The organism is Actinophytocola sp. NPDC049390, assembly GCF_044466355.1.
Lineage (GTDB): Bacteria > Actinomycetota > Actinomycetes > Mycobacteriales > Pseudonocardiaceae > Actinophytocola.
The window spans coordinates 72108-90244 of sequence record NZ_JBITMQ010000009.1 but is presented as its reverse complement, the minus strand read 5'-3'; the positions used below and the strand labels follow the sequence as shown (position 1 = coordinate 90244).

Here is an 18137-nt window from a genome sequence, read left to right as displayed (position 1 = left end):
TGCATCCGGCGGGAGGTTCAGCCGGCGACCCGGCGCAGGTAGGCCGACGTGTGGGGCTGCAGCGGCTGACCGACCATGGCGCGTTCCTCCACGTACGCCAGGTCGCCGTTGTGGACCAGGCCGTACAGCCGCTTCGCGCCGTTGACCTCCTTCGCCGACGCCGTGCGCATGGTGACGTCGGTGGCCAGCTCCCAGGAGGTCTGCGTGCGGGACTCGCCGTAGAAGATCTCGATCACGCCGGTCGCGTGGGCGAGCAGGAACTCGATGGTGCCGTCGGGTTGTGGCCGCCACCAGCCCATTTCGCGGGCGGCGGGCCGGATGACCTTGCCGTCGGCGTCGAGCAGCCACGCGCGGCTCTCGTAGTACACGAACGGGCGGCCGTCGTGGGCGAACGTGACCTGCTGGCCGAAGTGCTGCGACTCGATCGTCGGGTACACGACCTCGCCCTCGCCGCGCCACACGCCGATCAGCGGCAGCAACGCCAGCAGCGCGTCGTGCAGGTCGGGGCCCTCGCGGAGGTTCGCCGTGTCGTTCGGGATCGGCAGGTCCGGCCACTGCGGCAGGTTGCGGCCGCGGGTGGTGTTCGCGCGCTCGGCCGCGACGCGGACGGCCTCGTCGCCGCTGCCGGGAACGGGCTGGTCAGGTGTGGTCATGAGCGTCGCCCCGCGAGCCGGTTGGCCAGGTGGCCGAGCAGGACGGTGCCGCCGAGTGCGGCGGCGGTCAGCAACAGGGTGACGAACAGTTCCACCCGGAGAGGATATGGCAACGCGGGGCGGCCGAGTTCAGGCCGCCCCGCGTTGTGAACAGAGCTGATGGTTGGCTCCGCAAGCTCCTAGGCGACCGACACCGCCACCGGGTGCAGGCCAGGTCCGTCGGCGGTCACCCTCGCCTCACCGTTGCCGGTGCGGTGCAGCGCACGCACCGTCCACTGGCCGGGCGCGGCGAAGAACCGGAAGTCGCCGTCCTGTGAGGACACCACCTCGGCGGTGAACTCGCCGCTCGCGTCGAGCAGCCGGACGTACGCGCCGCCGACGGGCGTACCGTCCGCGGTCACCTTGCCGCCGAGCACGATCTCCTTCTGAAGGTCGATGCCGGCGGGCAGCACTGCGGTCTGCTCGGGCGCGCCGCAACCGTCGTTGGCCATGCGTGTCTCCTTAGTTGGTGCCGGGGCCGACCTCGACCGGCACGCCCACGAGTGAGCCGTACTCGGTCCAGGACCCGTCGTAGTTCTTGACATCCGAGTAGCCGAGCAGCTCGTGCAGGGCGAACCACGTGTGCGAGCTGCGCTCACCGATGCGGCAGTACGCGATGGTGGCCTTGCCCTCGTCGATCCCGGCTTCCTTGTACAGCTCACGCAGCTCGTCCTCGGAGCGGAACGTGCCGTCCTCGTTGGCCGCCTTGCTCCACGGCACGTTGATCGCCGACGGGATGTGGCCCGCGCGCTGCGCCTGCTCCTGCGGCAGGTGGGCGGGGGCGAGCAGCTTGCCGGAGAACTCGTCGGGGGACCGCACGTCGACCAGGTTCTTGGCGTTGATGGCCTGCACGACCTCGTCGCGGAACGCGCGGATCGCGGTGTCCTGCTCCTGCGCCTTGTACTCGGTCTGCTCGCGGGTCACCGCGTCCTTGGACAGCGGACGCCCGTCCAGCTCCCACTTCTTGCGGCCGCCGTCGAGCAACTGCACGTTCTCGTGGCCGTACAGCTTGAAGTACCAGTACGCGTAGGCGGCGAACCAGTTGTTGTTGCCGCCGTACAGAACCACGCGGTCGTCGTTGCCGATGCCCTTGACGGACAGCAGCTTCTCGAAGCCGTCGCGGTCCACGAAGTCGCGGCGCACCTGGTCCTGCAGCTCGGTCTTCCAGTCGATCTTCACCGCGCCGGGGATGTGCCCGCCGTCGTACGCGGAGGTGTCCTCGTCGACCTCGACGAACACCACCCCGGTGGTCTCCAGGTTGTTCTCGGCCCACTCGGCCGTCACCAGCACGTCTTCGCGGCTCATCGGAGCGCTCTCTCCTTCGTTGGGGTGAATCGACGGATCAGCAGATAGGTCTCACAGCCGAGGCAGAACCCGAAGGCCGCGTTGAGGAACGCCGCCGCCAGCGCGAACGCGGTCGCCACGATGCCCAGCCCGGCCAGGCTGGTCGCGTAGCCCAGGACACCCACCACGGCGAACCCGAACCCGACTCCTTGCGCGAACCGGAGCGGGTCGGTGTCCTCCCGCTCGTCGGTCGGCCCGAGCCGGGGCGCGACGAACACGCGGTAGAGGATCGAGTAGGGCGCGGCCCCCAGCCCGGCGAACGCACCGATCGCGAACACCACGGCCTGCGCCGCGAGCAACGGCCACCACCCGGTGACGAGCACGACGGCCAGCACGACGGTGGTGACCCAGGCAGCGAAACGCGGCCCTCGGGGGTCGACTCGGGATGGTCCGGCGGACATGGCACACCTCCTGACTGCGCGGCTGGAAACCAGCCGGACGGCGGCCAGTGAGAGGGGGCCGTCCGGGTCAGTCAGATGCCAGACACAGGCTGGAGTCGACGCGGCAGTAATCGACCGCGCGGCGCCTGGTCAGCAAGGTGAACACGCCTAGCACATTACCGCCGGATCCCTCGTGCTGGGCGTGGCGTCCACTACGTGGGACGCTTGACCCAGGAGAGGAAGTCGCAGGTCACACGCAACTCGTGGGCCGGGTTCTTGCTGTCCCGGATCGCGAGCCGCCCAGGCCGTGGAATGGCCACCTCGACGCAGTCGCCGCCGCTGGCGCTACCGCCGCCGGAGAAGCTGTTCTTGCGCCACACCATGACCGGACCTCTTCACGCCCTCGAATAGCTCTCCGCCGTATCCGAGATCAACTTCGCGGACCCCTGTGCGGCGAGGAGGAGTTCGCCCGACTGATGTCGGAGATGGTCGCCGCCGAGGCCCTCGGCTGCTCGCGCTCGTGGAGGAGTACGGCGACCGGGTCGACGGCCGGATCGCCGCGTGGGGAATGGCGTTCGAGGACGGCGCGGAGGTCGTCGGGACCTTGACCGGGACGCACCTGGGCGTGCGGTCGCCGGAAAGTGCCCTGCGCTGGTTCCGGCGCGGCGGTCGCGTTCGGGCCCGGCTCGTCTGGCTCTAGGCCAGGTGCGGCTGGAGAGCTTCGAGTAGCGCGTCCCGCTTGGGCACGCCGCCGACGCGGAGCAGTTCCTTGCCCGACCCGTCGATGGCGAGCGTCGTCGGGGTGCGCAGGACGGACAGTTCCTTCGCCAGTTCCGGACGGTCCGTGAGGTCCAGCTCGGTGTGGTGCAGGCCGTCCGTCCGGGACGCCAGATCCGACAGCAGCACCCTGGTGTGCCTGCACGGCGCGCAGAACGTCGTCGACAGCTGCACCAGCGTGACCCCGTCCGACGCCAGCACCGCCCGCACGTCGGCGGGGAGGTTCGACACAGAGGACGCCCGGACGCGACCGTTGCGGGCCTTCATGACCACCCCCGCGACCGTGGCCAGTGCGAGTGTCGCGACCAGCACCAGCACCCCGGTCATGTCCACTCCCCACTAACCGCCGAGCACCACGTCGCTCGCGGTGCCCTTCACCGACAGTACGCCGGAGTCCACGGTGACCGCCGTGGGTGTGACGGTGAACGGCAGCTCACCGGGGTCGAGGGTGAACGTCAGCGCCTGCTTGGCGGCCGTGTCGAGGACCGGCGGCAGCTCACCCGAACCGAGGACCGAGTTCCGCAGTTCGAGACGGCCCGGCGTGAACGTCATCTTCGCGTCGACCAGCGAGATGATGCCGAACGCGCACAGCTCGGTCTCCTCGCCGCCGACGTCGACGGTCGCGCAGATCCGGGCGCCCGCGGTCGTGTCCTCGATCTCCTGCTCGGCCGCGCGCTCGGCGGCCTCCTGCTCGGCGGCGGTGCGGTCGTCGGGGTTGGTGGCGACGTCCTGCTCGCTGACCGGGTCGATCGTGAGGTTCGTGATGGAACGGATCGCGGCGCTCTCGTTCTGGGCGACGGCGCGGTTCACGTCCGAGGCCTTGACCTTGACCTGGCCCTCGACCTCGCGGACCTTGACCTCCTGCAGCGACCCGGACACCAGGTCGCCGAGCGGTGCCTGCACGTCCCGCAGCTCGATGTGGACCTCGAGGTCGCGCAGGGTGTCCTCGACCGGCACGCCCTTGGCGTCGATCATGACGTGGCCGTACTCGCCGGACACCGCCTGCGCGAGGAACGAGAAGCCGCCGACCTTGACCGACGGGTCGTCGGAGAGGCTGAACTGTTCGCGGGCCCGCTTGGACACCTGGTACTCGAACACCGCCGCGGCGGCGAAGTCCGCGACCACCAGCAGCCCGAGCAGCACGACGAAGGTGATGACGAGTCTACGGACCGCCTTCCTGCGCTTGCGCGGCGCGGGCCGGGACGGTGTCTCAGTCATCGTCGTCATACTGCCAATCGCTCTCTTGCATCCTTGTGAAGCCAGCCGCCGATCCGGTCGACCAGTTCCGGGGTCATCGCCGTCTCGGCGTGCCGCAGGCCGTCCAGCGCCCACAGCTCGGCGCCGCTCGCGCGGTGCAGCGCCAGCGCGTGGTCCACCGGTACGTAATGATCCTCGGTCCCGTGCACGAGCAGCACCGGGGTGGGGGCGATCCGGCCGACCACCTCGACCGGCGACGGCGGGATGACCGTGGTCGGCGGCGCCATCCGCACCCGCAGCGCACGCATCGCGGCGCGCCCGTGCGGCAGCTCCGCCAGCCAGAACAGGCGGCGCATGGCCTCGGTCTCCCTGGTCCACCAGCGGCTCGCCGCGCTGACGGTCGCGACGGCGTCCGGCCGGTGCGCACCGGTGGCGGCGTGCATCAGCGCGACCGTGCCGCCCATGGAGAAGCCCAGGGTGGCGACGTGGTCGGCGTGCTGCCGTGCCGTGCGGACGGCGGCGTCGAGGTCGGCGACCTCGGCGGGCCCGGCGGTGCACCGGCCACCCGAACGGCCGTGCCCGCGGAAGTCGAAGGCGATCACCGTGTGTCGCCGCGCGAGCCGCTCGAGGATGCGGAAGACGAACGGCTTGCGGACGTGGTTGGTGAACCCGTGGCCGACGACGACCGCGGTCACGTTACGTCCATGTTTCGGTCGCAACATCAGTCCCGCCAGCCTCACACCGTCGCTCGAACGTTGGTGCAGACGTGTGACGGAGGTGTCACGACCAGGACATTTGCTCGCCACAGCGGCTATTCTCCCGGAAAGCCACGGAGCGTATCCAGAGAGGCGGGCCACCATGAGCCTCGACCTGCTGCTGCTCACCGCGGACCCAACGCCGGGCTCGGTCGTGCCGTCACTGATGTTGCTGCCCCACCACGTGCGCACCCAGGAACCCGAGGTGACCGCCCTCCTCGAGGCCGGTTCCCGGGACGTCGTCCTGGTCGACGCGCGCACCGACCTCGCCGCCGCGAAGAGCCTCTGCAGGCTGCTCACCTCCGGTGGCGACAGCGCCCCCGTCATCGCCATCGTCAACGAGGGCGGTCTCGTCGCCGTCAACTCCGACTGGCGCGTGGACGACATCCTGCTGCCCACCGCGGGCCCCGCCGAGGTGGACGCCAGGCTGCGCCTGCTCACCGCCCGCGGCCCCGCGGGCGCCCCGGGCGCCGACGGCGCCCTGCGGCTGGGCGAACTGGTCATCGACGAGGCCACGTACATGGCGCGCCTGCGCGGCCGCCCGCTCGACCTCACCTACAAGGAGTTCGAGCTGCTCAAGTACCTCGCGCAGCACGCCGGCCGGGTGTTCACCCGCGCGCAGCTGCTGCAGGAGGTGTGGGGCTACGACTTCTTCGGCGGCACCCGGACCGTGGACGTGCACGTCCGGCGCCTGCGCGCCAAGCTCGGCACTGAGCACGAGCAGATGATCGGCACCGTGCGCAACGTCGGCTACAAGTTCGTCCAGCCTCCGAAGGCCCCCCTGCCCGCCGAGAAACCGGCGGACGTCCCCATGCCCTGAAAGACGCTTCGGGACACTCGACGTCCTGAAAGACGCTTTCGGGGCATGATGGGGTCGTGGAGCTGACCTGGCTGGACGACGTCGACGTGCTTCCCCTGCTCACAGCGGTCCGGGCCGCAGACGGGGTCCCCGAGATCCCCGCCGACGGCACCATGCCACCGGACTTCCGCACCGGGCGTCACCTCGTCGCCCGCGACGGCGGGATCACCGTCGGCTACGCGCACGTCGACGTCAGAGGCGACTCCTTCGGCAACCAGATCGTCGAACTGTTCGTCCACCCCGACCACCGCCGCCGGGGCATCGGCACCGCGCTGGTCGACGAGGTGCTCACCGTCGACCGCCCCCTGCGTCTCTGGTCCCACCGCGACCACCCCGGCGCCGCGCGGATCGCCGCCGCGCGGAACCTCGAACGGGTCCGCGAGCTGTACCAGATGCGCCTCGACAACTCCGTCGAACTGCCGGCGCAGACACCGCCCAGGAACGGGTTCACCCTGCGCACCTTCGTCCCAGGGCAGGACGAGCAGGCCATGGTCGACGTCAACAGGCGCGCCTTCGACTGGCATCCCGAGCAGGGCATGCTCTCCGTCGACGACGTGGTGGCCGCCGAGAAGGAGGCCTGGTTCGACGCCGCCGGGTTTTTTCTCGCCGTCGACGAAAACGACAAGGTGGTCGGCTTTCACTGGACCAAGGTGCATCCCGACGGGACGGGTGAGGTGTACGTCGTCGGTATTCACCCCGACGCGCAGGGCGGTGGGCTCGGCCGCGCGTTGACCCTGGCGGGGCTGCACCACCTGCGGGGCCTGGGCGTGCCGGAGATCATCTTGTACGTCGAGTCCGACAATGCGCCCGCGCTCGCCGTGTACCGGCGACTCGGCTTCACGTTGGCCTATACGAACGTCGCCTACCAGCGGTAATAGGTTAATCACCGTTAGCGCAAGCAACAAAAGTCACAATTCGGGGTTGTTCACCTCCTGTTTACCTCAATACCCGGACCTGTCCATTCCGCTTCCATAGCGTCCGCGCCGTGCGTGCCGTCGGGACTTTCGAGTGGGCGCACTTACTCGTTACATCGACACACCTCGAGAGGACCCAGTGAAGCGCATCCGCTATGGCCGCATCGCGGCCCTTGTCACTGCCAGCGCGCTGGCGCTCACGGCCTGCGGCTCCGACCCGGTCACGTCGTCCGGGGACAACGGCGGCGACGGTGGTTCGGAGAGCAACCTGTCCGGTGAACTGTCCGCCGCGGGCGCGAGCTCCCAGGAGTCCGCCATGAACGCGTGGCGGGCCGGCTTCGGGTCGGACAACCCGGGCGTCACCGTCAGCTACGACCCGGCCGGCTCGGGTGCCGGTCGCACGCAGTTCGGCGAGGGCGCGGTGGCGTTCGCGGGCTCCGACGCGGTGATGGACGAGGAGGAGCGCGCGGCGGCCAAGGAGTCGTGCGGCAGCGACGCGATCCACCTGCCGCTGTACATCAGCCCGATCGCGGTCGTCTACAAGCTCGACAACGTGGAGGGCCTGCAGCTCTCGCCCGCCACGATCGCCGGGATCTTCAACCAGAAGATCAAGAAGTGGAACGACCCGGCCATCAAGGCGGACAACCCGAGCGCGAACCTGCCGGACCTGGCGATCACCCCGGTGAACCGGTCCGACGAGTCGGGCACCACCGAGAACTTCACCGAGTACCTGGCCGCCACGGCGGCCGACGCCTGGCCGCACGAGCCGAGCGGTGACTGGCCGGTGAGCGGCAGCCAGTCCGCGCAGGGCACCTCCGGCGTCGTGCAGACCGTCCAGGGCGGCAACGGCACCATCGGTTACGCCGACGCGAGCCAGGCCGGCAACCTCGGTGTGGCGAAGGTCAAGGTCGGCGACAAGTTCGTCGAGTACTCGGCCGAGGCCGCTGCCAAGGTCGTCGACGAGTCGCCGAAGGCCGAGGGTGGCGTCGCGAACGACCTGGCCATCGAGCTGCAGCGGGACACCACCGCTGAGGGCACCTACCCGATCGTTCTGGTTTCCTACACCATCGTGTGCAGTGACTACACCAACGCCAAGGCCAACATGTCGGGCAAGGGCGAGCTGGTGAAGGCGTTCGTCAGCTACGTCGCGAGCAAGGAGGGCCAGGAGGCCTCGTCCAAGGCCGCTGGTTCGGCTCCGATCTCCGACGCGCTGCGTGCGGACGTCGAGGCCGCGCTCGAGGCCATGAAGGTCTGACGTCAGCCTGGAACGGAACAGTTGACACGTCCCACGTGTTCGGACGGGTGGCCACCTGACGTGGTCACCCGTCCGACGCACGCCGGTCCCATCCCGCTACCGGAGAACCCACAGTGACCACAACGGGCGAACCGAAGGCCAAGGCCTCGCCGCCACGGGCCAAACAGCCACGTCCACCGCGACGGCCGGGCGACCTGATCTTCAGCGGCGCCGCCAAGAGCGCGGGCGTGCTGATCCTCGTCATCCTCGCCGCCGTCGCCGTCTTCCTGGTCACCGAGGGATGGCCGGCGATCAGCGCGTCGACCGACGAGCTGAGCGACTCGGGCGTCGTGCGGGACCAGTCGCTCCTGTCCTACGTCGGCCCGCTCGTGTTCGGCACGGTGCTGGCCGCGATCATCGCCCTCGTCATCGCGACGCCGGTCGCCATCGGCGTCGCGTTGTTCATCTCGCACTACGCCCCGCGCAGGCTCGCGCAGATCTTCGGCTACGTCGTCGACCTGCTCGCCGCCATCCCGAGCGTCGTCTACGGCCTGTGGGGCGCGCTGTGGCTGATGCCGCAGATGTTCCCGATCTTCGAGTGGCTGGCCGACAACCTCGGCTTCATCCCGATCTTCGCCGGCCCGGCCGCCAGCCCGCCGCGCACGATCCTCACCGCGGGCATCGTGCTGGCCGTCATGATCCTGCCGATCATCACCGCGGTGTCCCGCGAGGTGTTCCTGCAGACGCCCACGCTGCACCAGGAGGCCGCACTCGCGCTCGGCGCCACGCGCTGGGAGATGGTCCGCATGGCGGTGCTGCCGTTCGGCCGCTCCGGCATCATCAGCGCCGCGATGCTCGGCCTCGGTCGTGCGCTCGGTGAGACCATGGCGGTCGCCATGGTCCTCTCGCCCGGGTTCGAGTACTCGTTCCACATCCTCCAGGCGGGTCTGCAGCAGAACATCGCGGCGAACATCGCGCTGAAGTTCCCCGAGTCCAGCGGGCTGGGTGTCAGCGTGCTGATCTTCACCGGTCTGGTGCTGTTCGCCATCACCCTTCTCGTCAACATGATCGCGCGGTGGATCGTCTCCCGGCGCGCCGAGTTCTCGGGGGCGAACTGATGGCCACTGTCCAGGCTCCGCTCTCGGAGGACCTCCGGGGCATGAAGCTGACGGCGGGCAAGCTGCCGAGGTTCACCCCGATCGGCCTGCTGGTGCTGTCCGTCGTCGTGGTCGGCGCTCTGCTCGCCGTGCTCGGCTCGTTCAGCATCCCGCTGACGGTGTTCCTCGGCGTCCTCCTGTACGCGGTGTCGATCCTCGTGCTCGCCGCGGTCGTCGAGGGCGGCCGGTCGGCGCGCGACCGGCTCGCCACGACGCTGATGTACAGCGCGTTCGCCCTCGCCGTGATCCCGCTGGTCAGCCTCCTGTGGATCGTGCTGAAGAACGGGCTCGAACGGTTCGACGGCTACTTCCTCGGCACCACGATGCGCGGCGTGTTCGGTGGCATGGACGCGGGCGGTGCCTACCACGCGATCATGGGCACGCTGGAGATCACGGCGTTCGCCACGGTCATCTCGGTGCCGATCGGCCTGCTCACCGCGATCTACCTGGTGGAGTACGGGCCGAAGAGCAAGCTCGGCCGCGGCATCACGTTTTTCGTGGACGTGATGACGGGTATCCCGTCCATCGTGGCCGGTCTGTTCGCCTACGCCCTGTTCGCGCTGTTCTTCGGGCCGGGCGTGCGGATGGGCGTGGTCGGGTCGGTGGCGCTGGCGGTGCTGATGATCCCGGTGGTGGTGCGGGCGTCGGAGGAGATGCTCAAGCTGGTGCCGAACGAGCTGCGTGAGGCGGCCTACGCGCTGGGCGTGCCGAAGTGGCTCACCGTGGTGAAGGTGGTGCTGCGGACGGCCGCGGCCGGGCTGGTCACCGGTGTCATGCTGGCCATCGCCCGCGTCATCGGCGAGACCGCGCCGCTGCTGATCGTCGCCGGTGTGGTCGACTCGGCCAACTTCGACCTGTTCGACGGGCGGATGATGACACTGCCGGTGTACGTCTACCGGCAGTACAGCCAGGGCCTCGCGCCGCCAGGACCGGACAGCATCATCACGATCAACTACGACCGTGCGTGGGCCGCGGCGTTGACGCTCATCCTGATCGTCATGCTGCTGAACCTGATCGCCAGGGTCGTCGCCCGACTCTTCTCGCCCAAGACCGGCCGTTGAGGCACAGGACAAGGAATATCGATGGCTAAGCGACTGGACATCTCCGACCTCAACATCTACTACGGCGACTTCAAGGCCGTGGAGGGCGTGTCCATGGCGGTCGAGCCGCGGGCCGTGACGGCGTTCATCGGGCCGTCCGGTTGCGGCAAGTCGACCGTGCTGCGGTCACTGAACCGCATGCACGAGGTGATCCCCGGGGCCTTCATCGAGGGCAAGATCGCGCTCGACGGCGAGGACCTGTACGCCCGCGACGTCGACCCGGTGCGGGTGCGCCGCTCGATCGGCATGGTGTTCCAGCGGCCCAACCCGTTCCCGACCATGTCGATCTACGCGAACGTGATCGCGGGCATGAAGCTGAACAACCAGCGCATGAGCAAGAAGGAGGCCGACGAGATCGTCGAGCGGTCCCTGCGCGGCGCCAACCTGTGGAACGAGGTCAAGGACCGCCTCAACAAGCCGGGGTCGTCGCTCTCGGGTGGTCAGCAGCAGCGGCTGTGCATCGCCCGCGCGATCGCCGTCCAGCCGGACGTGCTGCTGATGGACGAGCCGTGCTCGGCGCTGGACCCGATCTCCACGCTGGCGATCGAGGACCTGATCGCCAAGCTGAAGCAGGACTACACGATCGTCATCGTCACCCACAACATGCAGCAGGCGGCCCGCGTGTCCGACCAGACGGCGTTCTTCAACCTGGCGGGCGTCGGCCAGCCGGGCAAGCTGATCGAGATGGACGCGACGGAAAAGATCTTCAGCAACCCGAACCAGAAGGCCACGGAGGACTACATCTCCGGCCGCTTCGGCTGACCACCCCGCGAGTCGCGCCCCAGAACCCCGCGAGTCGCGCTCCAGAACACCGCGAGTCGCGCTCCCAGACATAGCGAGTTGGTCGTTTCGTGCAGGTCCGTGTGCCGGGCGTATGCACGAAACCACCAACTCGTTGTGCGTGGGAGCGCGACTCGCGGTGTTTGGGGGCGTGACTCGCGGGTTTACCAACGGGAACCTTTTTGGCGGGTTTTGCGTCAGAATGTTGTCTCGCAACAGGGGTTGGCCGCGGAGGGTTTGGGCGATGCTTGACGCAGGTGGTGGCGGGGGCATGGTGGGCATGGCCAAGTCCATGGGGAGCCTGAAACAGGCCGCGGCGGACGGCCAGTTCGCCGTCAACGAGACCGGGGGCCAGGCGTTGCTCGTCGCCATCCGGGAGATGGCCAAGTGGGTCGACACGAACCTCGCCGACCTCGGCACGCTCGCGCAGCAGCCCGCGCTCGGCGCGAGCCACGGCGCGGAGGCCATGAAGCCCTACGTCCAGGAGGTCGCCACCGACCAGGAGGGCTTCCTCACCATGCTCCAGCAGTTCCGCGCCTCCCTGGAGGACGCGGAGGCGGGCGTGATCGGCGCCATGAACAACTACAACCACATCGAGACGACCATCGAGGGCAAGTTCCGTGCCTAGACCACTACTGGCCGCGGCGGTCGCGCTCGTGGTCCTCGTGTCCGGCTGTGCCGAGGAGACCGGCGGCAACCCGGTCGCGGGCGGCGACACCACCGTGGACCGGACGATCACGACCGAGCCGACGGAGACCACCGAGCCCAGCGAACCCTCGACCGGCGGGGAGGAGCCGTCCGGCCTCGACGACGTCGACCCGTGCGGGCTCGTCGACCAGGCCGGGCTCGCGTCGCTCGGCCTCACGGGCGGCGAGGAGAAGACCCTCGGCGAAGCCCGTGTCTGCCGCTGGCGGCACGAAGGCGCCACGCTCAACGAGAGCTTCACGGTCTCCGTCGAGCTGTTCGACTCCCGCGGACTCGCCGACATCGTCGGCACGAACGTCAAGCAGCTGCCGAAGATCGGTGGCCACGACGCGACGTCGTTCATCGGGCCGACCGGCGGTTGCGGCGTCAGCCTCGGTGTCGGGGACAGCGCACGGGTCGACAACACCGCTGTCGGCGGTGACCAGCAGCAGGGGTGCCAGCTCGCGGCGCAGCTCGCCGCGCTCGTCGAACCGAAACTGCCCTGAGGACGCGTGATGACCAGGAACCTGCACTCGCGGAACGACGTGTCCAACCCGTACAGCGAGAACTACGACCCGTCGAGCCCGTACTACGACGCGACGAGCGACCCGAGCAGCCCCACCTACATCGACCGCCACCACACCACGCAGACCGGCGAGCAGACCGAACAGCAGGCCGAGGCGCAGGTGGACCGCGAGGTCGACCAGGGCACGTTCATCGACCAGCTGCTCGACATGTTCAACCACGGCGAGAACGTGCAGGAGACCTACACGGAGGAGATGAACGCACGGGCGGCCGAGCTGGCGGCTGGCCTGCAGACCCGTGAGGGCCCGGCCATGATGTGCTCGAACTACATGGCGACGCCGCATCCGCGGTTGAAGACCATGGTCACCGAGGACGTCGACCCGGACTCCGTCGGCGAGACCGGTGACATGTGGATCTCGGCGGGCAACGCGATGACCCGCTTCCAGTCCGGTGTCGCGGCCGCCATCAACAACAGCGAGTCCGACTGGCAGGGCTCGGCGGGCAACTCGGCGCGGACGTTCATGGCGCAGGTCGGCAACTGGGTCGGCGAGGCGGGCCAGAGCGCGCAGCTGGCGGGCACGCAGACGAACCTGCAGGCCGCCGCGCTCGCCGAGGCGAAGCGCAGCATGCCGGAGCCGGTGGACTTCGACGTCGACGCGGCCAACGCCGACCTGCAGTCGGAGACGAACCCGTTCGAGCTGATCCGCAAGCTCAACACCTACCAGGCGCAGTACGACGCCCAACAGGCCGCGCACGAGGACGCCGCCACCGTCGTCGGCACCTACGACAGCAACCTCTCCGGCGCCAGCACGATGCCCGCGTTCGGGCCACCACCGACGCTCGCGAGCACGTCCATCGGTGAGTCGAGCGTCGAGAACGAGCGGGTCGGCACGACGAACCCGAACACGCCGAACACCAGCAACCCCAACGACTCGTACACACCGCCGTCCTCGACGGACCCCAACGATCCGGGCGGCAGGCCGAACATCCCGACGGTGCCACCGGACTCGTCCGACCCGTCCGACCCGGACGGGCCCGGCGGCCCGGGTGAACCGGTTGGCCCGTACCTCCCCGGCGGCCCGAACATCCCGAGCCTGCCCGGTTCACCGGACGGTCCCGGCGGCGGCGGAACCACGCCGAGCGGCGACCTGCCAGGGCTCCCCGGTCTGCCCGGTCCAGGCCAGTTCCCCGGCCCGGGCCCCAGCGGTGGCGGCAACCAGTTCGGCCAGAACCCGTACGTCCCGCCGCTCCCGGTCGGTCCCCTCGGCCCGAACGGCGGCGGTGACTTCGGCCGAGGTGGCGGCCCCGGCCAGGGCGGCCGGTACGGCGGCGGCCCGGGTTCGGGTGGCTTCGGCGGGCCCGGTGGGCCCGGCTCCGGTGCCGGTCGTGGCCCCGGTGTCGGCGGCCTCGGCGCCGGCGCGACGGGCGAGGGCGCACCGGTGCGTGGCGGTGCCGCCGGTGGGGTCGTCGGCCGAGGTGGCGTGGGCGGCGGCATGGCGGGCGGCCCGCTCGGCGGCGGCAGGCGCGGTGAAGGCGAGGACGACGACGAGCACAAGCGGCCGTCGTTCCTGGTCGAGGGCGACCCGGACGCCGTGTTCGGCACCGACCAGATGACCGCCCCACCCGTGATCGGTGAGTGATGGCCGGTTACTCGCTCACGATGCCGCAGGTCGACGTGCTCGCGCAGACGCTCGACGTCAACGTGCGGCAGTTCCCGTTCGAGATCCCGAGCCACGGCGAGTTCGTCGTCGACCGGCAGCGGATCGCCCGCGAGGTGTTCCTCGACCTGGGCAGACGCGGCCTGATCCGCGGCGATGACATCGACCCGGACCTGACGCGTGCGCTGAAGGTGCTGTCGCGGCCGGTCATCACGGTGTCCGCGATGGGCACGGTGGAGAAGACGCGGAAGGTGTACGCGCGGGCCGCGACCGACGGCGACACCGGGGTGCTCGCGCTCAAGGACGGCGACCGGTTCCGGCTGGAGCTGATCCGGCCCACCGCGCTCGCCGTGTCGCTGGTCGGGCTGCTGCCCAAGGTGGCGGCCGGACCCGGCCAGTCGGTCTCGATCACCCGGCCCGCACCGGACCGGCACGACGAGCAGGACGACTTCCTGGCCCCGGTGCACGCCCGCAGCGGCAACGACCAGCAGCTGCGGGTCGCGGCGAGCTACCTGGCGCGGCCGCGCACCGGGACGGGGTTCTTCTCCGTCTCCGGCCGCGACCGGCGCACCGGCAAGGAACTGCGTGGCGGCACCCTGACCTGGATCGACACGGACGCGGGCCGGTACCTGACCCTGTCCCGCCCGGCGGGCGAGGACGGTCAGGTACGCAGCACGTTCAGCCCGGCCGACTCGTCGCGGCTGGCACAGCAGCTGGGCGAGATGATCGAGTCGGTGGCCCCGCCGAGGCGTTAGAGAGGGCTCAGACGTCCTCGTCGCCCGTGTAGCCCGGCATGCGGCCGGTCACCACGAACACGACGCGCTTCGCGACCGAGACGGCGTGGTCGGCGTAGCGCTCGTAGAAGCGCCCGAGCAGGGTGACGTCCACGGCGGACGCGACGCCGTGCGGCCACTCCTTGTCCATGATCACCGAGAACAGCTGGCGGTGGAGGTCGTCCATCTCGTCGTCGGCCTCTTCGAGCGAGCGGGCCTTCTCGACGTCCTTGTGCAGGATGACCTGCTGCGCGTTGCGGGCCAGCTCGACGGCCACCCGCCCCATCTGGGCGAAGTACGGGCGGATCTGCTCAGGCAGCACCGGGTTCGGGTGGCGGCGCCGGGCCGCCTTCGCCACGTGCAGCGCCAGGTCGCCCATGCGCTCCAGACTCTCCGCGGCGTGGATGGCGGCGAGGACCGTGCGGAGGTCGGTCGCCACCGGCGCCTGTAGCGCGAGCAGCGCGTAGGCGTGCTCCTCGCAGGACGACCGGGCGTCGTCGATCTTCGCGTCGTCGCCGATCACCTGTTCGGCGAGACCGAGGTCGGTGTCCAGCAGCGCCCGGGTGGCGAGCTCCATGGCTGTGGCGGACATGGAGCACATGTGGGCCAGCTCTTCGGCGAGCTGGTCCAGTTCGACATGGTAGGCCTCACGCATGGCGACAGCCTACGGGCGTCCACGCACGGCAACCGCATTCCCGGGTGAATCCCCGGTGAACCCCCGGCCACCAATGGGTACCTACGCGCACGAGACGTCACCGGCGTTGACCGTGGACAGGCCGTCCGGCACCTCGGCGGTCTTCTCGGCGCCGTTCGGCGACACGACCTCACCGTCGAACCCGGGGCCGACGACCAGCATGATCGCGCCCACCATCGACGGGTCCTCGACCAGCGCCGACCCGGGCACGGCCGCCTGCAGCGTCTGCGCCTCCGCGGTGCGTGCCTTGCTGTACCTGATGACCGCGGGCTTGTCGATGTCCTCGGGCGCGGAGTCCACGCGCATGATCTGGAAACCGTACTCGGCGAGCGCGTCCGCGGTGTCGCCCGCGATGCCACCGGTCGGGTTGCCGCCGTTCAGCACCTGGATCTTGATGGTCTTCGGGTCGACCGGGCCCTGCGGCTGGTCCTGCGCGAGCGTCGACTGCTGCGGCTTCTTCGACGCGTCGTCGGCGGGCTTGTCCACCGGCTCCTCGCCGGGCAGCGGCGTGTCCTGGCGGATCGCCTCGAACAAGGCCTCGTTGGCCTCGACGCGCAGCTCCTCGTTGCCCCGGTCGTTGGCCTCGCCGACGGTCGGCACGGTGATGAAGGTGACCCGGCCCGCCGTGACGCCCTGCATCGACTGGCCGAGTGTGAACAGCTGGTCGACGCCGATGTTGTCACCGAACGTGGCCTTTGAGAACGCGCCGACGAAGCCGGTGAGCTTGCCGGGGTCCAGCAGCACCTCGCTCGACATCGCCTTGCGCAGCAGTGCGGACAGGAACCGCTGCTGACGGGTGATGCGGCCGTAGTCGGAGGTGACGTCGCCCTGCACGTGGCGGGCACGCACGAAGTTCAGCGCCTGGTCGCCGGTGAGCCGCACCTGCTTGCCGGCCTGCGGCACGATCGTGCCGAGCACGTCGTCCTTCATCGGCCGCTCGACGCACACGTTGACGCCGTCGACCGCGTCGACCATGTCCTTGAAGCCGTGGAAGTCGATGCCGACGAAGTGGTTGATGGCCAGGCCGGACAGCTCCTGCACCATCTTCGTCACGCACTTGGGCCCGCCGACCTGGTACGCGGTGTTGATCTTGACTTGCTGTTCCTCGGGGTGCTGCTCACCCGTCAGTTCCCCGGTCTTCGAATCCCATCCCTCGCAGGCCGGCCGGGTCACCTCGAGGTCACGGGGAAAAGAGACCACCACCACGCGTTCTCGATTTTTGGGGATGTGGGCGATCATGACCGTGTCGGAGCGCGCGCCCTGGACCTCGTCCTCGTCCCCGACGCCCTCCTCCGCGGTGGCTCCGGCGCGGGTGTCGGAGCCGACGAGCAGGAAGTTCTCGTCACCGACCTGGGCGGCCGCGTCCTGGATGGCCTTGGAGTCCGGGTCGAGCGCGTCGACGGTGTTCGCGGCGGCCTCGATGTAGGACTTGAACCCCCACGCGGCCGCGGTCGACGTGAAGACGAGGCCCGCCACGATCACGACGAAGGCCTTGCCCGCGTTCCGGCCCCGTAACTTCTTGCGCTTCTTCTTGCGCCCTCGGGCCTTCTTCGGGTCCTCGTCCTCCTCCTCGTCCTCCGCGGGGATGACGGGGATCCGCATCGCCATCGACTGCTGTGCCTCCAGCTCGTCGAGGCGGTCCATCTCGTCGTCGGCGTTCTGCCACGGCCGGAGCTTGCGGCGCTTGGCCTTCTTCTCCCGCTCCTCGGCCTTGATCTCGTCGTGGACGGCGGAGAAGCGCGCGAGCGTGTGGTCGATGCTGCGCCGCTTCTGCACCTCCTCGCCGATCGGCTCCATCTCGGTGGTCATCGTGACGAGGTCGTCGTCGCCGCGCGGCGGCACCGGCGGCGGGACCGGCGGCGGGACCGGCGGGACGCCGGTGGTCTTCGGGCGCACGTCGGGTGCGTCGATCGCGGCCGGGGTCAGTCGCGGCTCGGACAGCGGCTCCCCTGGCCACTGGCCCGGCGGGGGCGTCGGCGGCCCCTGGCGACGGGCCTCGTCGACGGGGAACCGGCCCGGCACCGGGAGGTGGGCGGACGCCTCACCCGGGCGGCGGCCGTTGCGGGGAGCGTCGTCGCGCGGGAACGCGGGCGGCTCGCCGGGAACGGGCAGGTGGGCCGAGGCCTCGCCGGGACGGCGGCTGTTGCGGGGGTCGTTGCGAGGGTCGTCGTGCGGGAAGGCGGGGACGTCGCCGGGCACGGCGTGGTGGCCGGAGGTGTGGCCTGGGCGCCCGCTGCGCGGACCGACACCGTTGCGCGGGTCGTCGCCGAGAGCGGGGAGGTGCGCGGACGCTTCGCCTGGTCGGCGGCCGTTGCGGGCCGGGGCCTCGCCTGGAATGGCGTGGTGTCCGGTGCTTTCGCCGGGTGCGAAGCCGTTGCGGGGCTCGTCGTGGGGGAAGGCCGGGGCGGCGTGGTGTCCGGAGGCTTCGCCTGCGCGGCGGCCGTTGCGGGCCGGGGGCTCGGCGGGGAGGGCGTGGTGGCCGGAACTTTCGCCGGGGGCGGGGAACTGGGCGGACGTTCCGCCTGGTCGGCGGCCGTTGCGGGCCGGGGCCTCGCCTGGAATGGCGTGGTGTCCGGTGCTTTCGCCGGGTGCGAAGCCGTTGCGGGGCTCGTCG

21 protein-coding genes are annotated in these 18137 nt (G+C 70.1%); 11 read left to right on the top strand and 10 right to left on the bottom strand.

Annotated elements, in window-relative coordinates; translation table 11 throughout:
• Window positions 1-17: 17 nt before the first annotated feature.
• From ACIBVP_RS24770 to ACIBVP_RS24750, 5 genes are all read right to left on the bottom strand, one after another.
• Window positions 18-653, bottom strand: a complete 636-nt coding sequence (locus tag ACIBVP_RS24770; RefSeq protein WP_396108675.1) for an FABP family protein — start codon at window positions 651-653, stop codon at window positions 18-20.
• Between the two features lie 179 nt (window positions 654-832).
• The gene (locus ACIBVP_RS24765) at window positions 833-1144 is read right to left on the bottom strand and encodes a DUF1416 domain-containing protein (protein WP_396108673.1); all 312 of its coding nucleotides are present in this window, start codon (window positions 1142-1144) and stop codon (window positions 833-835) included.
• A 10-nt stretch (window positions 1145-1154) separates the two neighbouring features.
• The gene (locus tag ACIBVP_RS24760) at window positions 1155-1997 is read right to left on the bottom strand and encodes a sulfurtransferase (protein WP_396108672.1); all 843 of its coding nucleotides are present in this window, start codon (window positions 1995-1997) and stop codon (window positions 1155-1157) included.
• On the bottom strand, window positions 1994-2437 hold the full coding sequence (locus ACIBVP_RS24755) for a DUF4395 domain-containing protein (protein ID WP_396108671.1): 444 nt from the start codon (window positions 2435-2437) through the stop codon (window positions 1994-1996). Before ACIBVP_RS24755 ends, ACIBVP_RS24760 begins: the two co-directional genes overlap by 4 nt.
• A gap of 191 nt (window positions 2438-2628) precedes the next feature.
• Window positions 2629-2799 carry a DUF397 domain-containing protein gene (locus tag ACIBVP_RS24750; protein WP_396108670.1) on the bottom strand — a complete coding sequence of 57 codons (171 nt, stop codon included), beginning with the start codon at window positions 2797-2799 and terminating at the stop codon, window positions 2629-2631.
• A gap of 137 nt (window positions 2800-2936) precedes the next feature.
• Between ACIBVP_RS24750 and ACIBVP_RS24745 the strand changes: the two genes are divergently transcribed.
• Entirely contained in the window at window positions 2937-3116 is a 180-nt protein-coding gene (locus ACIBVP_RS24745; RefSeq protein ID WP_396108669.1) for a hypothetical protein, read from the top strand.
• Here ACIBVP_RS24745 and ACIBVP_RS24740 read toward each other — a convergent pair.
• Genes ACIBVP_RS24740 through ACIBVP_RS24730 form a run of 3 tightly spaced genes read right to left on the bottom strand, consistent with a single transcriptional unit; the run spans window position 3113 to window position 5250 of the window.
• Window positions 3113-3520, bottom strand: coding sequence for a TlpA family protein disulfide reductase (locus ACIBVP_RS24740; RefSeq protein WP_396108668.1), 408 nt, complete (start codon window positions 3518-3520; stop codon window positions 3113-3115). The two genes, ACIBVP_RS24745 and ACIBVP_RS24740, sit on opposite strands and share 4 nt — an antisense overlap.
• Window positions 3521-3532: 12 nt before the next feature.
• Entirely contained in the window at window positions 3533-4411 is an 879-nt protein-coding gene (locus ACIBVP_RS24735; RefSeq protein WP_396108667.1) for a DUF2993 domain-containing protein, read from the bottom strand.
• Between the two features lie 5 nt (window positions 4412-4416).
• Window positions 4417-5250, bottom strand: a complete 834-nt coding sequence (locus tag ACIBVP_RS24730) for an alpha/beta hydrolase family protein (protein WP_396108666.1) — start codon at window positions 5248-5250, stop codon at window positions 4417-4419.
• On the opposite strand from ACIBVP_RS24730, the gene ACIBVP_RS24725 reads away from it, so the two are divergent.
• From ACIBVP_RS24725 to ACIBVP_RS24680, 10 genes are all read left to right on the top strand, one after another.
• Window positions 5249-5965, top strand: coding sequence for a winged-helix domain-containing protein (locus tag ACIBVP_RS24725; protein WP_396108665.1), 717 nt, complete (start codon window positions 5249-5251; stop codon window positions 5963-5965). The two genes, ACIBVP_RS24730 and ACIBVP_RS24725, sit on opposite strands and share 2 nt — an antisense overlap.
• Window positions 5966-6021: 56 nt before the next feature.
• Window positions 6022-6879: a mycothiol synthase gene (mshD, locus tag ACIBVP_RS24720; protein WP_396108664.1), complete on the top strand. Its 858-nt coding sequence runs from the start codon at window positions 6022-6024 to the stop codon at window positions 6877-6879.
• Between the two features lie 178 nt (window positions 6880-7057).
• Window positions 7058-8173, top strand: a complete 1116-nt coding sequence (gene pstS, locus ACIBVP_RS24715; protein WP_396108663.1) for a phosphate ABC transporter substrate-binding protein PstS — start codon at window positions 7058-7060, stop codon at window positions 8171-8173.
• Window positions 8174-8286: 113 nt separating this feature from the next.
• Entirely contained in the window at window positions 8287-9270 is a 984-nt protein-coding gene (gene pstC / locus ACIBVP_RS24710; protein ID WP_396108662.1) for a phosphate ABC transporter permease subunit PstC, read from the top strand.
• Window positions 9270-10370: a phosphate ABC transporter permease PstA gene (gene pstA, locus ACIBVP_RS24705; protein ID WP_396108660.1), complete on the top strand. Its 1101-nt coding sequence runs from the start codon at window positions 9270-9272 to the stop codon at window positions 10368-10370. Before pstC ends, pstA begins: the two co-directional genes overlap by 1 nt.
• 21 nt (window positions 10371-10391) lie before the next feature.
• The gene (gene pstB / locus ACIBVP_RS24700) at window positions 10392-11171 is read left to right on the top strand and encodes a phosphate ABC transporter ATP-binding protein PstB (RefSeq protein ID WP_396108659.1); all 780 of its coding nucleotides are present in this window, start codon (window positions 10392-10394) and stop codon (window positions 11169-11171) included.
• Window positions 11172-11433: 262 nt separating this feature from the next.
• Window positions 11434-11817, top strand: coding sequence for a hypothetical protein (locus ACIBVP_RS24695; protein ID WP_396108658.1), 384 nt, complete (start codon window positions 11434-11436; stop codon window positions 11815-11817).
• On the top strand, window positions 11810-12379 hold the full coding sequence (locus tag ACIBVP_RS24690; RefSeq protein ID WP_396108657.1) for a DUF3558 family protein: 570 nt from the start codon (window positions 11810-11812) through the stop codon (window positions 12377-12379). The genes ACIBVP_RS24695 and ACIBVP_RS24690 overlap by 8 nt, the downstream gene beginning before the upstream one ends.
• Before the next feature lie 9 nt (window positions 12380-12388).
• Window positions 12389-14038: a hypothetical protein gene (locus tag ACIBVP_RS24685; protein ID WP_396108656.1), complete on the top strand. Its 1650-nt coding sequence runs from the start codon at window positions 12389-12391 to the stop codon at window positions 14036-14038.
• On the top strand, window positions 14038-14811 hold the full coding sequence (locus tag ACIBVP_RS24680) for an ESX secretion-associated protein EspG (protein ID WP_396108654.1): 774 nt from the start codon (window positions 14038-14040) through the stop codon (window positions 14809-14811). Before ACIBVP_RS24685 ends, ACIBVP_RS24680 begins: the two co-directional genes overlap by 1 nt.
• 7 nt (window positions 14812-14818) lie before the next feature.
• On the opposite strand, the gene phoU is transcribed toward ACIBVP_RS24680, so the two are convergent.
• Together phoU and ACIBVP_RS24670 are read right to left on the bottom strand one after the other, a co-directional pair.
• A complete protein-coding gene (gene phoU, locus ACIBVP_RS24675; protein ID WP_396108652.1) occupies window positions 14819-15484 on the bottom strand; it encodes a phosphate signaling complex protein PhoU in 666 nt (221 codons plus the stop codon).
• Window positions 15485-15565: 81 nt separating this feature from the next.
• The coding region (locus ACIBVP_RS24670; protein WP_396108651.1) for an LCP family protein at window positions 15566-18137 on the bottom strand (2572 nt) is incomplete at its 5' end.

Bases quoted from the DNA above. Each gene is read 5' to 3' on its own strand.
- ACIBVP_RS24685 (WP_396108656.1), top strand. From the start codon at position 12,389: ATGACCAGGAACCTGCACTCGCGGAACGACGTGTCCAACCCGTACAGC.
- ACIBVP_RS24760 (WP_396108672.1), bottom strand. From the start codon at position 1,997: ATGAGCCGCGAAGACGTGCTGGTGACGGCCGAGTGGGCCGAGAACAAC.
- ACIBVP_RS24750 (WP_396108670.1), bottom strand. From the start codon at position 2,799: ATGGTGTGGCGCAAGAACAGCTTCTCCGGCGGCGGTAGCGCCAGCGGC.
- ACIBVP_RS24765 (WP_396108673.1), bottom strand. From the start codon at position 1,144: ATGGCCAACGACGGTTGCGGCGCGCCCGAGCAGACCGCAGTGCTGCCC.
- ACIBVP_RS24735 (WP_396108667.1), bottom strand. From the start codon at position 4,411: ATGACTGAGACACCGTCCCGGCCCGCGCCGCGCAAGCGCAGGAAGGCG.
- ACIBVP_RS24725 (WP_396108665.1), top strand. From the start codon at position 5,249: ATGAGCCTCGACCTGCTGCTGCTCACCGCGGACCCAACGCCGGGCTCG.
- phoU (WP_396108652.1), bottom strand. From the start codon at position 15,484: ATGCGTGAGGCCTACCATGTCGAACTGGACCAGCTCGCCGAAGAGCTG.
- ACIBVP_RS24680 (WP_396108654.1), top strand. From the start codon at position 14,038: ATGGCCGGTTACTCGCTCACGATGCCGCAGGTCGACGTGCTCGCGCAG.
- ACIBVP_RS24755 (WP_396108671.1), bottom strand. From the start codon at position 2,437: ATGTCCGCCGGACCATCCCGAGTCGACCCCCGAGGGCCGCGTTTCGCT.
- ACIBVP_RS24770 (WP_396108675.1), bottom strand. From the start codon at position 653: ATGACCACACCTGACCAGCCCGTTCCCGGCAGCGGCGACGAGGCCGTC.
- ACIBVP_RS24730 (WP_396108666.1), bottom strand. From the start codon at position 5,250: ATGGTGGCCCGCCTCTCTGGATACGCTCCGTGGCTTTCCGGGAGAATA.
- pstB (WP_396108659.1), top strand. From the start codon at position 10,392: ATGGCTAAGCGACTGGACATCTCCGACCTCAACATCTACTACGGCGAC.
- pstA (WP_396108660.1), top strand. From the start codon at position 9,270: ATGGCCACTGTCCAGGCTCCGCTCTCGGAGGACCTCCGGGGCATGAAG.
- ACIBVP_RS24695 (WP_396108658.1), top strand. From the start codon at position 11,434: ATGCTTGACGCAGGTGGTGGCGGGGGCATGGTGGGCATGGCCAAGTCC.
- ACIBVP_RS24740 (WP_396108668.1), bottom strand. From the start codon at position 3,520: ATGACCGGGGTGCTGGTGCTGGTCGCGACACTCGCACTGGCCACGGTC.